At 75.7% G+C, this 15,842-nt stretch carries 16 protein-coding genes and 1 pseudogene; 11 read left to right on the top strand and 6 right to left on the bottom strand.

Features of this window, described 5'->3' with window-relative positions:
• Nucleotides 1–65: 65 nt before the first annotated feature.
• Nucleotides 66–989, bottom strand: coding sequence for a CDP-alcohol phosphatidyltransferase family protein (locus ABZV00_RS16960; protein WP_355606906.1), 924 nt, complete (start codon nucleotides 987–989; stop codon nucleotides 66–68).
• Between the two features lie 93 nt (nucleotides 990–1,082).
• Here ABZV00_RS16960 and ABZV00_RS16965 point away from each other — a divergent pair, with 93 nt between their 5' ends.
• The 7 genes and pseudogenes from ABZV00_RS16965 to ABZV00_RS16995 all read left to right on the top strand — a co-directional run bounded on the left by ABZV00_RS16965 (nucleotide 1,083) and on the right by ABZV00_RS16995 (nucleotide 6,921).
• Nucleotides 1,083–2,063: a dehydrogenase gene (locus ABZV00_RS16965; protein ID WP_355607225.1), complete on the top strand. Its 981-nt coding sequence runs from the start codon at nucleotides 1,083–1,085 to the stop codon at nucleotides 2,061–2,063.
• Between the two features lie 2 nt (nucleotides 2,064–2,065).
• Entirely contained in the window at nucleotides 2,066–2,464 is a 399-nt protein-coding gene (locus tag ABZV00_RS16970; RefSeq protein ID WP_355606909.1) for a 6-carboxytetrahydropterin synthase, read from the top strand.
• Nucleotides 2,465–2,481: 17 nt separating this feature from the next.
• A complete protein-coding gene (locus ABZV00_RS16975) occupies nucleotides 2,482–3,573 on the top strand; it encodes a glycosyltransferase family 4 protein (protein WP_355607228.1) in 1,092 nt (363 codons plus the stop codon).
• Nucleotides 3,570–4,394, top strand: a complete 825-nt coding sequence (locus tag ABZV00_RS16980; RefSeq protein ID WP_355606911.1) for a class I SAM-dependent methyltransferase — start codon at nucleotides 3,570–3,572, stop codon at nucleotides 4,392–4,394. Before ABZV00_RS16975 ends, ABZV00_RS16980 begins: the two co-directional genes overlap by 4 nt.
• A 64-nt stretch (nucleotides 4,395–4,458) precedes the next feature.
• Nucleotides 4,459–5,397, top strand: coding sequence for a lysylphosphatidylglycerol synthase transmembrane domain-containing protein (locus ABZV00_RS16985; protein WP_355607231.1), 939 nt, complete (start codon nucleotides 4,459–4,461; stop codon nucleotides 5,395–5,397).
• 58 nt (nucleotides 5,398–5,455) lie between these two features.
• Nucleotides 5,456–6,073 (top strand): annotated as a pseudogene (gene ribA, locus ABZV00_RS16990) (GTP cyclohydrolase II); the annotation flags it as partial.
• A 140-nt stretch (nucleotides 6,074–6,213) separates the two neighbouring features.
• Nucleotides 6,214–6,921: a dihydrofolate reductase family protein gene (locus ABZV00_RS16995; RefSeq protein ID WP_355606914.1), complete on the top strand. Its 708-nt coding sequence runs from the start codon at nucleotides 6,214–6,216 to the stop codon at nucleotides 6,919–6,921.
• Here ABZV00_RS16995 and ABZV00_RS17000 read toward each other — a convergent pair.
• Together ABZV00_RS17000 and ABZV00_RS17005 are read right to left on the bottom strand one after the other, a co-directional pair.
• Complete coding sequence (locus ABZV00_RS17000) at nucleotides 6,888–7,382, bottom strand: hypothetical protein (RefSeq protein ID WP_355606917.1); 495 nt, start codon at nucleotides 7,380–7,382, stop codon at nucleotides 6,888–6,890. The two genes, ABZV00_RS16995 and ABZV00_RS17000, sit on opposite strands and share 34 nt — an antisense overlap.
• Nucleotides 7,375–8,739, bottom strand: coding sequence for a molybdopterin-dependent oxidoreductase (locus tag ABZV00_RS17005; protein WP_355606919.1), 1,365 nt, complete (start codon nucleotides 8,737–8,739; stop codon nucleotides 7,375–7,377). Before ABZV00_RS17005 ends, ABZV00_RS17000 begins: the two co-directional genes overlap by 8 nt.
• 244 nt (nucleotides 8,740–8,983) lie before the next feature.
• Between ABZV00_RS17005 and ABZV00_RS17010 the strand changes: the two genes are divergently transcribed.
• Nucleotides 8,984–10,048, top strand: coding sequence for an NAD-dependent epimerase/dehydratase family protein (locus tag ABZV00_RS17010; RefSeq protein ID WP_355606922.1), 1,065 nt, complete (start codon nucleotides 8,984–8,986; stop codon nucleotides 10,046–10,048).
• 168 nt (nucleotides 10,049–10,216) lie between these two features.
• Here the strand turns inward: ABZV00_RS17010 and ABZV00_RS17015 are convergent, their stop codons facing one another.
• On the bottom strand, nucleotides 10,217–11,752 hold the full coding sequence (locus tag ABZV00_RS17015) for a hypothetical protein (RefSeq protein ID WP_355606925.1): 1,536 nt from the start codon (nucleotides 11,750–11,752) through the stop codon (nucleotides 10,217–10,219).
• A 145-nt stretch (nucleotides 11,753–11,897) separates the two neighbouring features.
• On the opposite strand from ABZV00_RS17015, the gene ABZV00_RS17020 reads away from it, so the two are divergent.
• The 3 genes from ABZV00_RS17020 to ABZV00_RS17030 are packed head-to-tail and all read left to right on the top strand — an operon-like array spanning nucleotide 11,898 to nucleotide 13,998.
• Entirely contained in the window at nucleotides 11,898–12,572 is a 675-nt protein-coding gene (locus tag ABZV00_RS17020; protein ID WP_355606928.1) for a glycosyltransferase family 2 protein, read from the top strand.
• Nucleotides 12,569–13,249: a DUF2064 domain-containing protein gene (locus ABZV00_RS17025; RefSeq protein ID WP_355606930.1), complete on the top strand. Its 681-nt coding sequence runs from the start codon at nucleotides 12,569–12,571 to the stop codon at nucleotides 13,247–13,249. The genes ABZV00_RS17020 and ABZV00_RS17025 overlap by 4 nt, the downstream gene beginning before the upstream one ends.
• The gene (locus ABZV00_RS17030; RefSeq protein ID WP_355606933.1) at nucleotides 13,246–13,998 is read left to right on the top strand and encodes a class I SAM-dependent methyltransferase; all 753 of its coding nucleotides are present in this window, start codon (nucleotides 13,246–13,248) and stop codon (nucleotides 13,996–13,998) included. The genes ABZV00_RS17025 and ABZV00_RS17030 overlap by 4 nt, the downstream gene beginning before the upstream one ends.
• Nucleotides 13,999–14,025: 27 nt before the next feature.
• Here the strand turns inward: ABZV00_RS17030 and ABZV00_RS17035 are convergent, their stop codons facing one another.
• Together ABZV00_RS17035 and ABZV00_RS17040 are read right to left on the bottom strand one after the other, a co-directional pair.
• Entirely contained in the window at nucleotides 14,026–15,039 is a 1,014-nt protein-coding gene (locus tag ABZV00_RS17035) for a HAMP domain-containing sensor histidine kinase (RefSeq protein ID WP_355606936.1), read from the bottom strand.
• Nucleotides 15,032–15,724 carry a response regulator transcription factor gene (locus tag ABZV00_RS17040; RefSeq protein WP_328416046.1) on the bottom strand — a complete coding sequence of 231 codons (693 nt, stop codon included), beginning with the start codon at nucleotides 15,722–15,724 and terminating at the stop codon, nucleotides 15,032–15,034. The genes ABZV00_RS17035 and ABZV00_RS17040 overlap by 8 nt, the downstream gene beginning before the upstream one ends.
• Between the last annotated feature and the right edge of the window lie 118 nt (nucleotides 15,725–15,842).

Genomic DNA, 15,842 nt, shown 5'->3' on the forward strand with positions numbered 1-15,842 from the left:
ATCCGCCGTCCGGCGGCGCGGGCGGAACCGGCCAGCCAGCCGGCTCAGCCGGGCGGGAAGGGTCATCACAGCCTCCAGTCGGAGTGGACCGTACCGCCCGAGCCGCCCGCCATCGCGGAAGCGTGCACCGGCAACAGGGGCGGTACGGCGACCGGAGACGGCACCGCGACCGGCAGCATCGGCGGCAGGACCACGAGGGCGGGCACGGCCCGCGGCGCGCGAACCGGCGGCACGGTCGGCGCCGGTGCGGCAACCGCCGCCAGTGCGGCAGCCGGCGCCTGCGGGGCCACCGAGCGGGGCGCCGGCCGGCGCCGCCAGAGCCAGGCGACGTCTCGGCCGAACGACTCGACCAGCAGCGCCAGCGCCACCACCAGCACCAGCGTGGTCCACGGCTCCGGCAGCACCCCTGCCGCGGCCACCGCCAGCAGCACGCCCTGCGCGGCGGCCACCACCTTGCGCCAGTAGCGCGGCGGCAGCGACCCGCTCAGCCAGGGCAGCACGGCGCTCGCCGCGACGAACGCGTACCGCATCGCGCCGATGGCCAGCACCCAGGCACCGGCGGTCGGCGCGACGTACACGCTGAGCACCAGGATGAGGAACGCGTCGACCTCCATGTCGAAGCGTGCGCCGAGCGCGCTGACCGTGCCGGTGCGCCGCGCCACCAGGCCATCCACCGCGTCCAGCAGCAGCGCCACCGCGCTCACCGCGACCAGCAACCCCACCGGCGCGGGCCGGCCGAACGAGTCCACCACCAGCGCGGTGACCGCGCCGACCAGGACACCCCGGGTCAGCGTCACCCGGTCGGCCGGGCCCAGCCGCGACGCGCCGGCCCGGTGCAGGCCCCGGCTCAACGCGAGGCAGGTCACCACCGCGTATCCGGTCCCGACCAGCCAACCCGCGCCGCTCAGACCCACCGTGGCGGCCAGCGCAGCCAGCACGACCAGTTGCGCGCCCAGCCCGATCATCGGACCGCTTCGAACTGTGGGCACCGTACCTCCGTGTTTATGATCGACGACCCCAACAGGGAACACGGAAAACGTGGCCGTTCGGTTCGGCCGGGAGCAAAGGTGAGGTGCGCGACGGTGATCCGCGAGGCGTACGCCTGCTGGGTGCGCGAGCCCGGCGCGGCGGAGATCCGGCCGGTGTCGCTGCCCGCCCCGGGCCCCGACGAGGTGCTGGTCCGGGCGCGCTACTCCGGGGTCAGCCGGGGCACCGAGACGCTGGTCTTCGCCGGTCGGGTGCCCGCCGACCAGTACGCCGCGATGCGCGCGCCGTTCCAGGAAGGTGACTTCCCGGGCCCGGTGAAGTACGGCTACCTCAGCGTCGGCGTGGTCGAGCAGGGCCCGCCGGAACTGCTCGGGCGCACGGTCTTCTGCCTGCATCCGCACCAGAGCGCGTACGTCGTGCCGGCCACCGCCGTGGTGCCGGTGCCGGACGGGGTGCCGCCCGCGCGGGCGGTGCTCGCGGGCACGGTGGAGACCGCGGTGAACGCGCTGTGGGACGCCGCGCCGCTGGTCGGCGACCGGGTCACCGTGGTCGGTGCGGGCATGGTGGGCTGCTGCGTCGCCGCGCTGCTCGCCCGGTTCCCTGGCGTGCACGTCGAGTTGGTCGACACCGACGCCCGCCGGGCCGGCGTGGCGGGCGCGCTCGGCGTCGAGTTCGCCAGCCCGGCCGACGCCTCCGGTGACCGGGACCTGGTCGTGCACGCCAGCGCCACCGCCGCCGGGCTGCAACGCTCGCTGGACCTGCTCGCACCGGAGGGCACCGTCGTCGAGCTGAGCTGGTACGGCGACCGTCCGGTGCAGGTGTCGCTGGGTGGGGCGTTCCACTCCGGCCGGCTGACCGTGCGCAGCAGCCAGGTCGGCATGGTCGCACCCGCCCGACGGGGACGACGCAGCTACACCGACCGGCTGGCGCTCGCCCTGGACCTGCTCGACGACCCCGCCTTCGACGCGCTGATCACCGGCGCGTCCCGGTTCGCGGAGCTGCCCGACGTGCTCGCCCGACTGAGCACGGGCGACCTGCCCGCGCTCTGCCACCTCATCACCTACGACGGGGAGTGACCATGTTCAGCGTGACCGTTCGGGATCACATGATGATCGCCCACAGCTTCCGGGGCGACGTGTTCGGCCCCGCCCAGCGTCTGCACGGGGCGACATTCGTGGTGGATGCGACGTTCCGCCGGCCCGACCTGGACGCCGACGGCGTCGTGGTCGACATCGGCCTGGCCACCGAGCAGTTGCGGGCCGTGCTCGGCGAGCTGACCTACCGCAACCTCGACGACGAGGCCGCGTTCGCCGGGGTGAACACCACCACCGAGGTGCTGGCCCGCACCGTCGCCGACCGGCTGGCCGAGCGGGTGCGCACCGGCGACCTGGGCGCCGGTGCGCGCGAGCTGGCCGGTATCACCGTCACCCTGCACGAGTCGCACGTCGCCTGGGCCAGCTACGAGCGGTCGCTGTGATCGATGCCGGCCGGGCGGTGCCGCAATGCGGGCCGGACGCCTCCGGTGCGGCCCCGCCCCTCGGCCCGCACCGCCGCGCGGTGCACGTCGTCCTGCCCGGCGACATCGACGACCCGGCCACGCCCAGCGGCGGCAACGTCTACGACCGGCGGATCTGCGCCGGGCTCGGCGAGCACGGCTGGTCGGTGCACGAGCACCCGGTGCCCGGCGCGTGGCCGCACCCCGACCCGGCCGCCCGGGCGGAGCTGGCCCGGCTGCTCGCCGCCGTGCCGGGCGACGCCGTGGTGCTGCTCGACGGCCTGATCGCCTCGACCGTGCCGGACCTGCTCACCCCGCACAGCCGACGGCTGCGCCTGGTCGTCCTGGTGCACATGCCGCTGGACGACGAGGCCGAGGCCCGTGCGCTGGCCAGCGCCCGGGCCGTCGTCACCACCAGCGAGTGGACCCGCCGCCGCCTGCTGGCCCGCCATCCGCTGCCCGCCGACCGGGTCCGGGCCGCGCCGCCAGGGGTGACGCCGACGTCGCCGGTGCCCCCCGGCTCGGCCACCGGCGACCGGCTGCTCTGCGTGGCCGCGGTCACCCACCACAAGGGCCACGACGTGCTGGTCGACGCCCTGTCCGTCCTGGCCGCGGTGCCCTGGACGCTGGTCTGCGTCGGCACGCTGACCCGGGAGCCCGAGCTGGTGCACCGGCTGCGCGACCGGCTCGCCGGCGCGGGCCTCACCGACCGGGTCCGGCTGGCCGGCCCGCTGACCGGTGCGGCGCTCGACGACGCGTACGCCGCCGCTGACCTGCTCGTGCTGCCGTCGCGGGGCGAGACGTACGGCATGGTCGTCACCGAGGCGCTGGCCCGCGGCCTGCCGGTGCTGGGCACAGCGGTGGGCGGCCTACCGGAGGCGCTCGGGCGGACCCCCGATGGTGACCTGCCGGGGCTGCTGGTCCCACCGGACGATCCGGCCGCGCTGGCCGGCGCGCTGAGCTGGTGGTTGGGCGACGACGAGTTGCGCGCCCGGCTGCGGCGTGCCGCGCTCGCCCGACGCGACACCCTGATCGACTGGCCGGTGACCACCGCGCGCCTGGCCGTGGTGCTGGAGGAGGTGGCGGAGTGACCGTCGAGGAGACCCTGCCGTTCGCCGACTGGCTGCGGCTGCGCGAGCCCGCCGACGCGGCGGCCCGTGCCGAGGACCTGGTGGACGCCCTCCGCCCCCGGCTGACCGGTGACGCCCCGACCCTGATCCACGACCTGGGCAGCGGTACCGGCTCGATGAGCCGCTGGCTGGCGGCCCGCCTGCCAGGGCCGCAGCACTGGGTGCTGCACGACCGGGACGCCGACCTGCTGTCCCGTGCCGCCGAGGGCATGGCCGGGGTCACCGCCGCCGACGGAGCACCCGTCACGGTCAGCACCCGGCACGGCGACCTCACCCGGCTGACCGCCACCGACCTGGCCGACAGTGCGCTGGTCACCGCGTCCGCGCTGCTGGACATGCTGACCGCCGAGGAGGTCGAGCGGGTGGTCGCCGCCTGCGCCGACGCCGGGCGCCCTGCCCTGTTCGCGCTCTCGGTGACCGGGCAGGTCAGGCTCACCCCGGCGGACCCGCTGGACCCGGTGATCGAGGCCGCGTTCAACGACCACCAGCGGCGTACCGTCGACGGCCGGCGGCTGCTCGGCCCGGATGCCGTCGCCGCCACCGCAGCCGCGTTCGCCCGCCGGGGCGTCAACGTGCGGGAGCGGCCCAGCCCGTGGCGGCTCGGCCCGGAGCAGGCCGACCTGGCCGCCGAGTGGTTCCGGGGCTGGCTGGGCGCGGCCTGCGAACAGCGACCCGAGTTGGCCGGCCCCGCCCGGGCCTACGCCGAACGCCGGCTGGCCGACGCGGCGGCTGGCCGGCTCGGAGTGCTGGTCGAGCACCGGGACCTACTCGCCCAGGGATGAACCGCTGACGCCCCGGGTACGTGCACTAGAGCAAGTGGACGATCTTCAGGGAGGACCGGCGCCGATGTTCTGGGCCTGGGCACGAGTGGTCGGCGGGGTGGGTCTGCTCGCCGTCCTGCTGTGGCAGGTGGGCAGCGGCCCGTTCCTGGCCGGGGTGCGACTGATCGACGCGCCGGCGCTGGCCGCGGCACTGCTCATCGGCGTCCTCACCACGGTCTGTGCGGCCTGGCGGTGGAGCCTGGTCGCCGGTGGCCTGGGCGTACGGCTCCCGCTGGCCACCGCGGTGGCGCACTGCTACCGGGCGGTGTTCCTCAACGCCACCCTGCCCGGCGGGGTGCTCGGCGACGTACACCGGGCGGTCCGCCACGGCCGGGACGCCGGCGACGTGAGCCGGGGCATCCGCGCGGTGGTCTGGGAACGTGCCGCCGGTCAGGTGGTCCTGGTGGCCGTCGCGCTGGTGGTGCTGGCCGCCTTCCCGTCCCCGGTGCGGCCGTACCTGCCGGCTGCCGCCGCGCTGCTGGCCGCCGCTGGGCTGGCCGCCGTGCTGCTGGCACGGATCCTGTCGCACGCCGGCCGCTCGCGGTGGGCGCGCGGGCTGCGCACCGCCGTGGCGGACATCCGGGCCGGGCTGCTGGCCCGACGGACCTGGTTCGGCGTGCTGCTCGCCTCCGCCGTGATGGTCGCCGGTCACCTGGCCACCTTCCTGGTGGCGGCGCGCACCGCCGGCTCGGACGCCCCACTGTCCCGGCTGCTGCCGCTGACCCTGCTCGCCCTGCTCGCCATGGGGCTGCCGCTGAACATCGCCGGCTTCGGCCCGCGCGAGGGGGTGGCCGCGTGGGCGTTCGGCGCGGCCGGGCTCAGCGCGGCCGAGGGAGTCGCCACCGCCACCGTCTACGGTGCACTTGTGCTGGTGGCCAGCCTGCCCGGGGCCGCGGTGCTGCTCGCCCGGCGGGCTCGGGTTCCGGCCGCCGGTCGGGAAGGTCCCTCCGGCGGCGGCTGTTGAGCCGGTTGTGAGACGGTACGCGTCGCCGCGTGACGGTGGCGCTGGACAAAGGAGTCCCATGCGCGAAGCACTGCCGGTCGCCACGGTCCGTACGCAGGTCACGGTGCCGCTGGCGTTTCCCGATGGCTACGCCACGACCGCCCGGGTGTTCTCGTTCAAGGGCCTGGTGGACGGCCGGGAACACCTCGCTTTCGGCCTCGGCGACTGGGCCGGCGCGCTGGACCGGCTCGCCACCGACGGTGAGCCGCCACTGGTCCGGCCGCACAGCGAGTGCCTGACCGGCGACGTGTTCGGCAGTCAACGCTGCGACTGCGGGCCGCAGTTGCGCGAGGCGGCACAGCGGATCGCCGAGGCCGGTGGTTTCCTGCTCTACCTGCGGCAGGAGGGCCGCGGCATCGGCCTGTACGCCAAGCTCGACGCGTACGCCCTGCAGGACGCGGGGCTGGACACCTACCAGGCGAACCTCGCGCTCGGCAGGGGCGAGGACGAGCGGGACTACAGCGTGGCCGCGCAGATGCTGGCCACCCTCGGTGTGCCGAGGATCCGGCTGCTCAGCAACAACCCCGACAAGGCCGAGCAGTTGACCCGGCTGGGCGTGGCGGTCGCCGAACGGGTGCCCACCAGCGTCTTCCTGTCCCCGGCCAACGCCGGCTACCTGGCGGCGAAGGCGGCCAAGGCGGCGGAGACCGAGGCAGCCGAGACCACGGCGGCAGCCACGACAGGGGCGGCAGCGGAGGCCGGGGCGGCTGAGGCGCTGGTGGCGGAGGGTGCGCCGCCGGCGCCGACGGGCCGTACCCCCGACCGGCCTGTCTCCCGGTGAGCTGCTGGCCGGCGACGGCGCGGCCGTACGTGCTGCTGAGCTGCGCCACCTCGATCGACGGGTACATTGACGACACCTCCGACCAGCGGCTGCTGCTGTCCAACGAGGACGACCTGGACCGGGTCGACGCGGTCCGGGCCAGCTGCGACGCGATCCTGGTCGGCGCCGGCACCGTCCGCCGCGACGATCCCCGGCTGCTGGTCCGCTCGGCCCACCGTCGGGCCGAGCGGGTGGCGTGCGGCCGGCCCGCCTCACCCACCAAGGTCACCCTGACCGCCCGAGGCGACCTCGACCCGACCGCCAGGTTCTTCACCGCCGGCGACCCGGCCCGGCTCGTCTACTGCGCCACCGGCGCGCTGGAGAAGACCCAGGAGCGGCTCGGCCGGCTGGCCACCGTGGTGGACGCTGGTGAGCCGGTCGACCCCGGATGGCTGCTGGCCGATCTGGCTGCCCGGGGCGTGCGGCGGCTGATGGTGGAGGGCGGCGGGACGGTGCACGCGCAGTTCCTCACCGCCGGCCTCGCCGATGAACTGCACCTGGTGGTCGCCCCGTTCTTCGTCGGTGACGACCGGGCGCCCCGGTTTGTCGGCGAGGGCAGTTTCCCCTGGCACGCCGGGCGCCGGGCGCGGCTGGCCGAGGCCCGGCAGATCGGCGACGTGGTGCTGCTCCGCTACGCCCTCTCCGACCGCTTCGGCGAAACCTGACGTCGGCCGGCGAGGGCGCGGATGGCGTACGTCAGGGCGCTGAGCAGGAACAGGGCGGCGCTGAGCAGCAGCCAGCGGGCCAGGTAGGGCCGCTGGTCCTGTCCGGTCGCCGCGAGGTGGGTGCTCTCGCCGAGCCGCAGGATGCCGGGGGCGAAGACCAGGAACAGCAGGGCGCTCGCGAGCACCGGCGCCCGGACATGGTTGAGCAGCGCCACCCGGCGGTCCGTCCCGGGGCGGACGACGGCCCGCAGCATCCGGTCGGCGGTCGCGTACACCGGAAAGAGCACCAGGTCGTGGGCGATGACCGCACCGAGGAACCAGAGCAGCATCCGGCCGGCCGTCGCCTCCCCGGCCAGCCGCAGCGCCACCCAGCCGGCGAGCACGATGGCGGCCGTCACCACGATCAGATGCCGAGGGCCGGCACCGTAGCCGGTGCGCAGCCGGGCGGCCAGCTCATTCATCGGCCCGGCCCCGGAAGTCGATCTCGGCGACCCACTTGGTGCAGTGCACCCCGGGCAGGGCCGGGACGATGACCCGGGCCGGGTAGCCGTGGTCGGGGGAGAGGTCGACGCCGTTGACCCGCAGGGCGAGCAGCGAATCCGGATCGAGAACCTGATTGGGCGCGAGGACCGCCTGACGGAACAGCCCCGCCTTCTCCAGTGACGACACCCGCGCGGCGGACGGGTCGGCGTCCCCGACCAGGGCGGCCAGGTCGCGCAGCCGTACGCCGGTCCAGGTCTGCCGGGTCGACCAGCCCTCCACGCAGGCGATCGGCAGCGCGGCGGTGTGCTGCGCCATGGCCAGCAGCCCGGGGCGGTCCAGGGTCACCGTCCGGCCGCCGCCGCGCAGGGTCAGTCGCCAGCCGGTGCCGGTCTGTTCGGGGCGTACGCCGGCGGCGGCGACGGTGCGGTTGACCGAAAAGCCGTTCGGTCCGGGGCCGGGCTGTCGGCCCCGGGGCAGCAGCAGCGCGGTGTGGCGCAGCGGGCCGTCCAGGCTCTGCCCGACGGTCAGCGCGGCCAGCAGCAGCGCTCCGCCGCCGACCAGGCCGACCGCGCCGCGCCGACTGACCGTGGCCGCCCCGGGCGCCGCGGCGACCAGACCGTCCGGGTCGGGTGGCTCGGGCCGGGTCGCGGTGCGCGGGGTCCGCAGCTCGGCGCCTAGGGGCCGGGACCGCAGCGCGGCCACCAGCCGGGGGAACTTGAGCACCACGTGCGCCACGAACGCGCCCGTGAAGATCCAGCCGCCGAAGTAGTGGGCGGTGTAGAAGTCGAAGCCGAACAGGTACGAGTACTGGATGTTGAGCAGGCCGGTGGCGATCTGGAACAGGATCCCGCCGACCAGCAGCAGCAGGGTGAGCCGTTCCAGCACCTGGGCCAGCGAGCGCGCCGGCGGCCAGTCGAACAGTTTCGGGAGCACCGACCAGAGCTTGCCCAGCACCACCGGGATGAGCACGATCCCGAGCGTCACGTGCAGACCCTGGGTGACCCGGAACAGCCAGGACGGCCGGGTCGGCCAGTCGAAGTCGGGCAGCCGCAGCCAGCCCACGTTGCTCGGCAACGCCTGGTCGAAGCGGGGGCCGTAGGCGACGTAGTCGAGCAGCCCCGTGATGATCACCAGGGGCAGCGCCACCAGCAGCACCGACCCGTAGACAGCGGTGAGCCACGGACCGCGCAGCGGACTGCGCCAACTCCGTTCGACCGCGTCCACCCCGGGTGGCCGGTGCCGGTCCAACGACCGCCAGAACCGGCGCGGCGCGCCGTAGCCACCCGCGGCCGGCGCGGGGGTCCGGCCGCTCGGGCCGGATCTGCTGGTGGCCACCACTGCTCCTTCCTCGCCGAGCCGACACCGACACCGACGCGGGCCGCCGGCCGGCGCGCGCCGGACCGCCGAGGGGCGGTGGCGGGTGCGCTGCGGGCAGGCTAGACCGCGCCGGTATGGTTCGGGCCGGTTTGCTGTATTACCGAACACTTACCGGTCGCCCGCGCCGCCGAGCTGTTGCGAACTCCTTACGGGTCACCCGAACCGGCCCGCCGGGTACCCGGTCCGTCCTACCGTGACCGGAATGCGGGTACTGGTCACCGGCGCGGCCGGGTTCATCGGGTCGCAGGTCGTCGACCTGCTGGTCGAGCAGGGGCACGAGGTGGTGGCGTTGGACGCGCTGCTGCCCCAGGCGCACGGCGGCGAGCTGCCCGCCTGGTCCCGCCGCCACGAGGTGGTACGCGGCGACGTCCGCGACGGCCCGCTGCTGGACCGACTGCTGTCCGGGGTGGACGCGGTCTGCCACCAGGCGGCGATGGTCGGGCACGGCCTCGACCCGTCGGACGCCCCCGACTACGTCACGCACAACGACTACGGCACGGCGGTGCTGCTCGCCGCGCTGCACCGGGCCGGGATCGGCCGGTTGGTGCTGGCCAGCTCGATGGTGGTCTACGGCGAGGGGCGCTACACCTGTTCCGGCCACGGCACGGTGCGTCCCACGCCCCGGCGGGCCGAGGACATCGCGGCCGGCCGGTACGACCCGACCTGCCCACGCTGCGGCCTCGGCCTCGACCCGGTGCTGGTGCCCGAGGACGCGCCGCTGGAACCGCGCAGCACGTACGCGGCGAGCAAGCTCGCCCAGGAGCACCTGGCGGCGGCGTGGGCCCGGCAGACCGGCGGCGCGGTCTGGGCGTTGCGCTACCACAACGTCTACGGTCCCCGGATGCCCCGCGACACCCCGTACGCCGGAGTGGCGTCGATCTTCCGGTCCGCGCTGGCAGCCGGCGAGGCTCCCCGGGTGCTGGAGGACGGCCGGCAGCAGCGCGACTTCGTGCACGTCACTGACGTGGCGAAGGCGAACCTGCTGGCCCTGACCAGTACCGCGCCGCCGGCCACGCTGGTGCCGGTGAACGTCTGCTCGGGCGAGCCGCACACCGTGGGGGAGTTGGCGGTCACCCTGGCCGAGGCGATGGGCGGACCTGCCCCGCAGGTGGTCGGTGGCGCCCGGGCGGCCGATGTGCGGCACGTGGTGGCCGACCCGCGCCGGGCCGCCGAACTGCTCGGCTACACCGCCCGGGTCGGCTTCGCCGAGGGGGTTGCCGGCTTCGCCACCGACCCGCTGCGCGAACCGGCCGCCATCGCCGGCTGACCGAGCATCCCCCGCGCGCGCGGCCAACTTGGCCGAGGCGGTGTGGGTATTAGGCGTGATGACTCTGGGGCATATTTATGCCTCAGAGTCATCATGCTCGAGCGGGGTAGCGCCCCCACGCCAGGGCGCGCCGCACGCGTCCCGTCCGGGGTGCCGCCGCGCCCGTGGTCAGGACACCGTCCAGAGCAGGTGGTTGACGGCCAGGGCGGTGGCCGCCTGCCCGGCCAGCCACCAGCGCCGCGAGCCGGCCGGCAGACGCGCGGTGGCCACCAGCAGCCAGACGACGAACGGCAGCCAGATCCGCTCCACCTCGGCCTTGCTCAGCCCGGACAGGTCCGCACCGAGCACCGCTACCGCGGCGGCCAGCGGCAGCAGCACGGTCGGCCCGACCGCGCGTACCGCCGCTGCCGCCGGTCTGGTCACGCGGCCGGCGGCCCGCCACCCGCTCGCCGCCGCGCCCGGACCGAAGCGCGGGCCGCCCGGTGCCGGCCCGGCCGGCGGCGTGGGGGCGCGGGCCGGCAGCGCTCCGCGCTGCGCAGCTCGCCCGGCGAGGCGGCCACGAGCCGGTAGCCCGCGTCGCCACCACTCCGATCGGCCGGCCAGCAGCACCCGCCGCAGCGCCGGCCCGAGCACCGGCCCGGCGCTGAGCAGCAGGGCGGCCAGGTTGGCCCACACCCAGTAGCCGTACGGGCGGTCGGCGGCCCAGCCCTGGTAGTACCGCTCGACCACCAACCGGTACCCGTCCCACCAGTGGAAACCCGCCGCCATGAAGACCGCCGTCACGGCCACCACCCCGGCGCACGCGGCGAGCAGCGCAGCCCCTCGGTGCGTCCGCCGCAGCGCCAGCACGGCCAGCGCGAGCACCCCGACCAGCAGAAACCCGTACGACAGGTGCAGTGCGAAGCCGAGCACCGCGCCGCCGGCCGCTGCGGCGGCCCGGCCACGCACCGCCAGCAGGGCGAGGCCGGCCGCGACCACGGCGGCGAAGATGCCGTCGGCGGAGGCGCCCACCCAGACCGCACCCGGCAGCAGCACCAGGAACGGGAGCACCGCGCGGGCCGCGTCGGCCGCGCCGAGCGCCCGTAGCGTCACCGGCACCGACACCGACACCGTGGCCCCGACCAGCACGCAGGCCAGCGCGGCGGCGGTACCCCCGCCCAGGCCGACCCGGTCCAGCCAGACGAAGATCAGCAGTGCGCCCGGGGGATGCCCGGCGGTGTGGGTGGACCAGGCGTCCGGCTGGAAGTCCAGGATGCGTCCGGTGAATCCGGCCAGCATCGCCGGGATGTCGGTGACTCGGGGAACCTCGTGCAGGTACTCGGCCTGCGGGGTGAGCCGCCCGGCCAGCCCCGCCGACCAGCCGTCCACCAGGGCCAACGACAGCGTCCAGGCCACCGCCGCCAACCACGCGGCGACCAGCAGGACACCCCACCGGGCGGTGCGGGTCCACCGTGCGCCCCAGCCCACCACCGCGACCGCGACCAGCAGCGCGGCCGGGCTGCCCCAGCCCACATGCGGCCGCCAGCTCGCGTACAGCGGGGCGGCGTCGGCGTGCAGCCCGGCGCCGCGCGCGTTGAGCAGCGCCCCCACCAGCACGGCCACCGCGAGCAGCGCCGCCTCCACGCCCAGCACCAGCAGGTCCCCCGGAAAGCGGCGGGTCGTGGCCCGTCCGGGGGCGGTGGCGGGAGCGGCGGTCGAGGTCATGACCACCGGACGGTACGGCGACAGCCCGCCCTCCCGGGGCGGAACCGCCGGCCCGTCACCGGACGGTAAGAAATGCCCTGGTGGTAAGGGTTCGGTAAGCACATTCCGGCCTCCGCCGGCCGGGTGCCGTCCTAGCGTCGGCGGTATGCCGACTCAGATCGACGTGGTGCTGCCCTGCCTGGACGAGGCGGCCGCCCTGCCCGGCGTGCTCACCGCCCTGCCACCCGGCTACCGGGCCATCGTGGTGGACAACGGCTCCCGGGACGGCTCGCCCGAGGTAGCCGCCCGGCACGGCGCCCGGGTGGTCCACGAGCCCCGCCGTGGGTACGGCGCGGCGGTGCACGCCGGCCTGGAAGCCGCCGACGGTGAGCTGATCTGCGTCCTCGACGCCGACGGCTCCTTCGACCCGGCCGAGCTGCCGGCCCTGGTCGACCCGGTGGCGGCCGGCACGGCGGATCTCAGCGTGGGCCGGCGTCGACCGGTCGGGGCCGGGGTCTGGCCGTGGCACGCCCGGGCCGGTACGGCTCTGGTCGCCGCGCTGCTGCGGCGTCGGGGCGTACCCCTGCGGGACCTCAGCCCGATCCGGGTGGCCCGCCGCGACGAGCTGCTCGCCCTCGGCGTCGCCGACCGGGCCTTCGGCTACCCCCTCGAACTGCTGATCCGGGCCGCCGCCGCCGGCTGGCGGATCCACGAGCTGGACGTGACGTACGCGCCGCGAGCCGCCGGCACCCGATCCAAGGTGTCCGGCTCGGTCCGGGGCACCCTGCGCGCCACCCGCGACTTCGCCGGCGTGCTGCGCACCGTGGACGGCCCCCGGTGACCGTTCTGTTGGTCGTCGCCAAGGCGCCGGTGCCCGGGGCGGTGAAGACCAGGCTCTGCCCGCCGGCCACCGCGCAACAGGCGGCCCAGATCGCCGCCGCCGCGCTGCGCGACACGCTCGACGCCGTTCGCGCCACGCCGGGGGTGACCCCGGTGCTGGCCTCTACGGGCCGGCTGGCGGAGGCGGAGGACGCCGCCGAGCTGACCGCCGCCCTGACCGGCTGGCCGGTGCTGGACCAGCGGGGCGCCGGGCTCGGCGACCGGCTCGCCAACGCGTACGCCGAGGTGGCGGCGGCGTACCCGGGTCGGCCCGTGCTCCAGATCGGGATGGACACCCCGCAGCTGACCCCGGTCCGGCTGGCCGCCGCGGTACGCCGGCTGCGGGCCGCCGACGCGGTTCTCGGCCGGGCACGCGACGGCGGCTGGTGGTCGCTGGGGTTGCGCGACCCCCGGCACGCGGACGTGCTGCGCGGGGTGCCGATGTCGACGCCCGACACCGGCCACGACACCTGGGCGGCGCTGACCGGGCGAGGGCTGCGGACCGTGCCGCTGCCGGTCCTGCGCGACGTCGACGAGTGGGCTGACGCGCTGGCGGTGGCGGCGGAGGTGCCGGACGGCAGGTTCGCCCGGGAGGTCGCCGCGGTCCAGCTCGCGTTGGTGCCGGGGGACCGGCGATGAACCCGGTCGACACGGCAGTTGACGTCCCGCCCGAGGCGGCACCGCCCCGCCCCGCCGGGTGCGACGGCTCGCCGGGCTGTGACGCCGGGCCCGACGGCTTCGCCGCCGCGTTGGGCGACCGAGCGGCGGGCGGTCGGTGGTTGGTGCACGGCGACGGGGTGCGCAGCCGGCTTCCGGTGCGACGCTGGCACGGCCCGGCCGAGCCGGCCGTGACCGCGGTAGTGGCTCGGTGCGTCGGGCCGACGCTGGATCTCGGCTGTGGGCCGGGCCGGCTCACCGTGGCGCTGGCCCGGGCCGGGCTGGCGGCCGTCGGCGTGGACGTCTCGGCGCACGCGGTGCGGTTGACCCGAGCCCGGGGCGCCGTCGCCCTGCGCCGCAACCTGTTCGACCCGCTACCCAGCGAGGGCCGGTGGGCACACGCGGTGCTGATCGACGGCAACATCGGCATCGGCGGAGATCCGGTCGCGCTGCTGCACCGGTGCCGGACGCTGCTCGGGCCCGGCGGCACCGTGCTGGTGGAGCTGGAGCCCCCCGGCGCTGGGTTCTGGCAGGGACACGCCCGGGTGGCCGCCACCTATCCGGCCGGCCGGCTCCGGCTCGGCCCACCGTTCCGCTGGGCCCGGCTCGACGCGCACGTCGTCCACCAGGTCGCCGGGGCCGCCGGGCTGGCCGTGCGGGAGCTTTTCCCCCGGGGCCGGCGCTGGTTCGGTGAGCTGACCGCCGTCCACCCCGTCTCCGACCGCACCTGACCGTACGGGCCGGCCGCTCGACGCAGGTCACGCCGCCGGTAGGCGGACCACGAAGCGGCAGCCGCCGACGACGTTCTGCACGTCCACCCGACCGCCGTGCGCCTCGACCAACCCTCGGACGATCGCCAACCCCAGCCCGCCCGAGCCCTCCCCGCCCGAGCGGGGAGTGCGGGCTGGCTCACCCCGGAACGCCACGTCGAACAGTCGGGGCAGGTCGTCCTCCGGGATGCCGCCGCAGGTGTCGGCGACCGCCAGCCAGGCGGCGTCGCGTTCGCACCCGGCGGCCACCCGAACGGTGCCGTCGCTGGGGGTGTAGTGCACCGCATTAAGCAGCAGGTTGCCCACCACCCGGGCCAACTCGGGCTCGCTCGCCAGCACGGTGGGCCAGCCCGACTCGGCGGCCACCAGTCTGATCCGGCGGGCCTCGGCCAGCGGTGCGGCGCTGGCCAGCGCATCGGAGACCACCTCGCCGAGCGGCACCGCCGACAGCGTCAGCCGCAGCGCCCCGGCGTTGATCCGGGACAGCTCGAACAGGTCGTCCACCAGGCGAGTCATCCGATCGGTCTGCGCGCGGATCCGCCGGTGGTACTTGGCAACCGTCGCCGGGTCGTCGACCACCCGGTCCTCCAACGCCTCCGCCATCGCCCGCAGCCCGGCCAGCGGCGTCCGCAGGTCGTGCGACACCCAGGCGACGAGGTCCCGGCGACCCTTCTCGACCCGACGCTCCCGCTCCCGGGCCTGGTCCGCCCAGACCGCGGCCACGGCCAACCGACGCCCGAAATGCCAGCCGACGGCGAGGCTCACCACCGCCGCAGCGGCAACGGTGAGCAGCACGACCTGGAGGTCGTGCGGGGACAGGAACATCGCCTGGGCGACCACCACCACTCCGGCCACCACGGCGGCCACGGTGACGGTGAGCAGGACGCACACGTGCACGGTGATCGACCGGTCGCGCAGCAGCCGCAGGGTCAGCGCGCCGACCAGGCCGACCCCGAGTGCTGCGGCGAGCGCTGCGCCGAAGATCAGCGCCAGGTCACGCATCGGTCGGCTCGTACCGGTAGCCGACGCCCCAGACCGTGACGATCCGCCGGGGCTCGGCCGGGTCGTCCTCGATCTTCTCCCGCAACCGCCGCACGTGGACGGTCACGGTGGACTGGTCGCCGAAGTTCCAGCCCCACACCCGCTCCAGCAGTTCCGTGCGGCGGAACGCCCGTGCCGGGTGCCGCATCAGGTGTGCCAGCAGGTCGAACTCGCGCAGCGTCAGAGCCAGCTCGCGGCCGTGCAGGCGGGCGACCCGAGGCCCCGTGGCCACCTCCAGGCCCGCGTCGACCAGCGGCTCGGCCGCAGGCCCGGCCGGCTCCCCGGCCCGGCGCAGCACCGAACCGACGCGCAGCACCAACTCGCGTGGGGAGAACGGTTTGCCCAGGTAGTCGTCGGCGCCCAGTTGCAGGCCGAGCACCCGGTCCGCCTCGTCGCCGCGCGCGGTCAGCATGATGATCGGTACGCCGTCCGGCCGCTCCCGCAGCCGCCGGCACACCTGCAACCCGTCCAGCCCGGGCAGCATCAGATCGAGCACCACCAGGTGTGGCGCCCGGTCCTGCACGGCGTCCAGGGCGGCCAGCCCGTCCCCGACGTGGCTGACGTCGTAGCCGGCGTGCTCCAGGTAGCGGCAGACCACGTCGCTGACGGTCCGGTCGTCGTCGACCACGAGCACCCGCTGTGCCACCGGCCACCTCCCCGGCCAGCCTAGCCAGCACCGCTGCGGTCGACGATTCCACAGATCTTGCGATCCCCTTACGTCCGGCCGACCTTCCCGTCCGGGGCGGGCCCCAGCGGCAAGCTGT

The organism is Micromonospora sp. NPDC005173 (assembly GCF_040608515.1).
Taxonomy (GTDB): Bacteria; Actinomycetota; Actinomycetes; order Mycobacteriales; family Micromonosporaceae; genus Micromonospora.

What these genes read in the sequence shown, in the direction of transcription:
- ABZV00_RS16970 (WP_355606909.1), top strand. Translation starts at nt 2,066, where the DNA reads ATGTTCAGCGTGACCGTTCGGGATCACATGATGATCGCCCACAGCTTC.
- ABZV00_RS16985 (WP_355607231.1), top strand. Translation starts at nt 4,459, where the DNA reads ATGTTCTGGGCCTGGGCACGAGTGGTCGGCGGGGTGGGTCTGCTCGCC.
- ABZV00_RS17000 (WP_355606917.1), bottom strand. Translation starts at nt 7,382, where the DNA reads ATGAATGAGCTGGCCGCCCGGCTGCGCACCGGCTACGGTGCCGGCCCT.
- ABZV00_RS17010 (WP_355606922.1), top strand. Translation starts at nt 8,984, where the DNA reads ATGCGGGTACTGGTCACCGGCGCGGCCGGGTTCATCGGGTCGCAGGTC.
- ABZV00_RS17015 (WP_355606925.1), bottom strand. Translation starts at nt 11,752, where the DNA reads ATGACCTCGACCGCCGCTCCCGCCACCGCCCCCGGACGGGCCACGACC.
- ABZV00_RS17020 (WP_355606928.1), top strand. Translation starts at nt 11,898, where the DNA reads ATGCCGACTCAGATCGACGTGGTGCTGCCCTGCCTGGACGAGGCGGCC.
- ABZV00_RS17030 (WP_355606933.1), top strand. Translation starts at nt 13,246, where the DNA reads ATGAACCCGGTCGACACGGCAGTTGACGTCCCGCCCGAGGCGGCACCG.
- ABZV00_RS17035 (WP_355606936.1), bottom strand. Translation starts at nt 15,039, where the DNA reads ATGCGTGACCTGGCGCTGATCTTCGGCGCAGCGCTCGCCGCAGCACTC.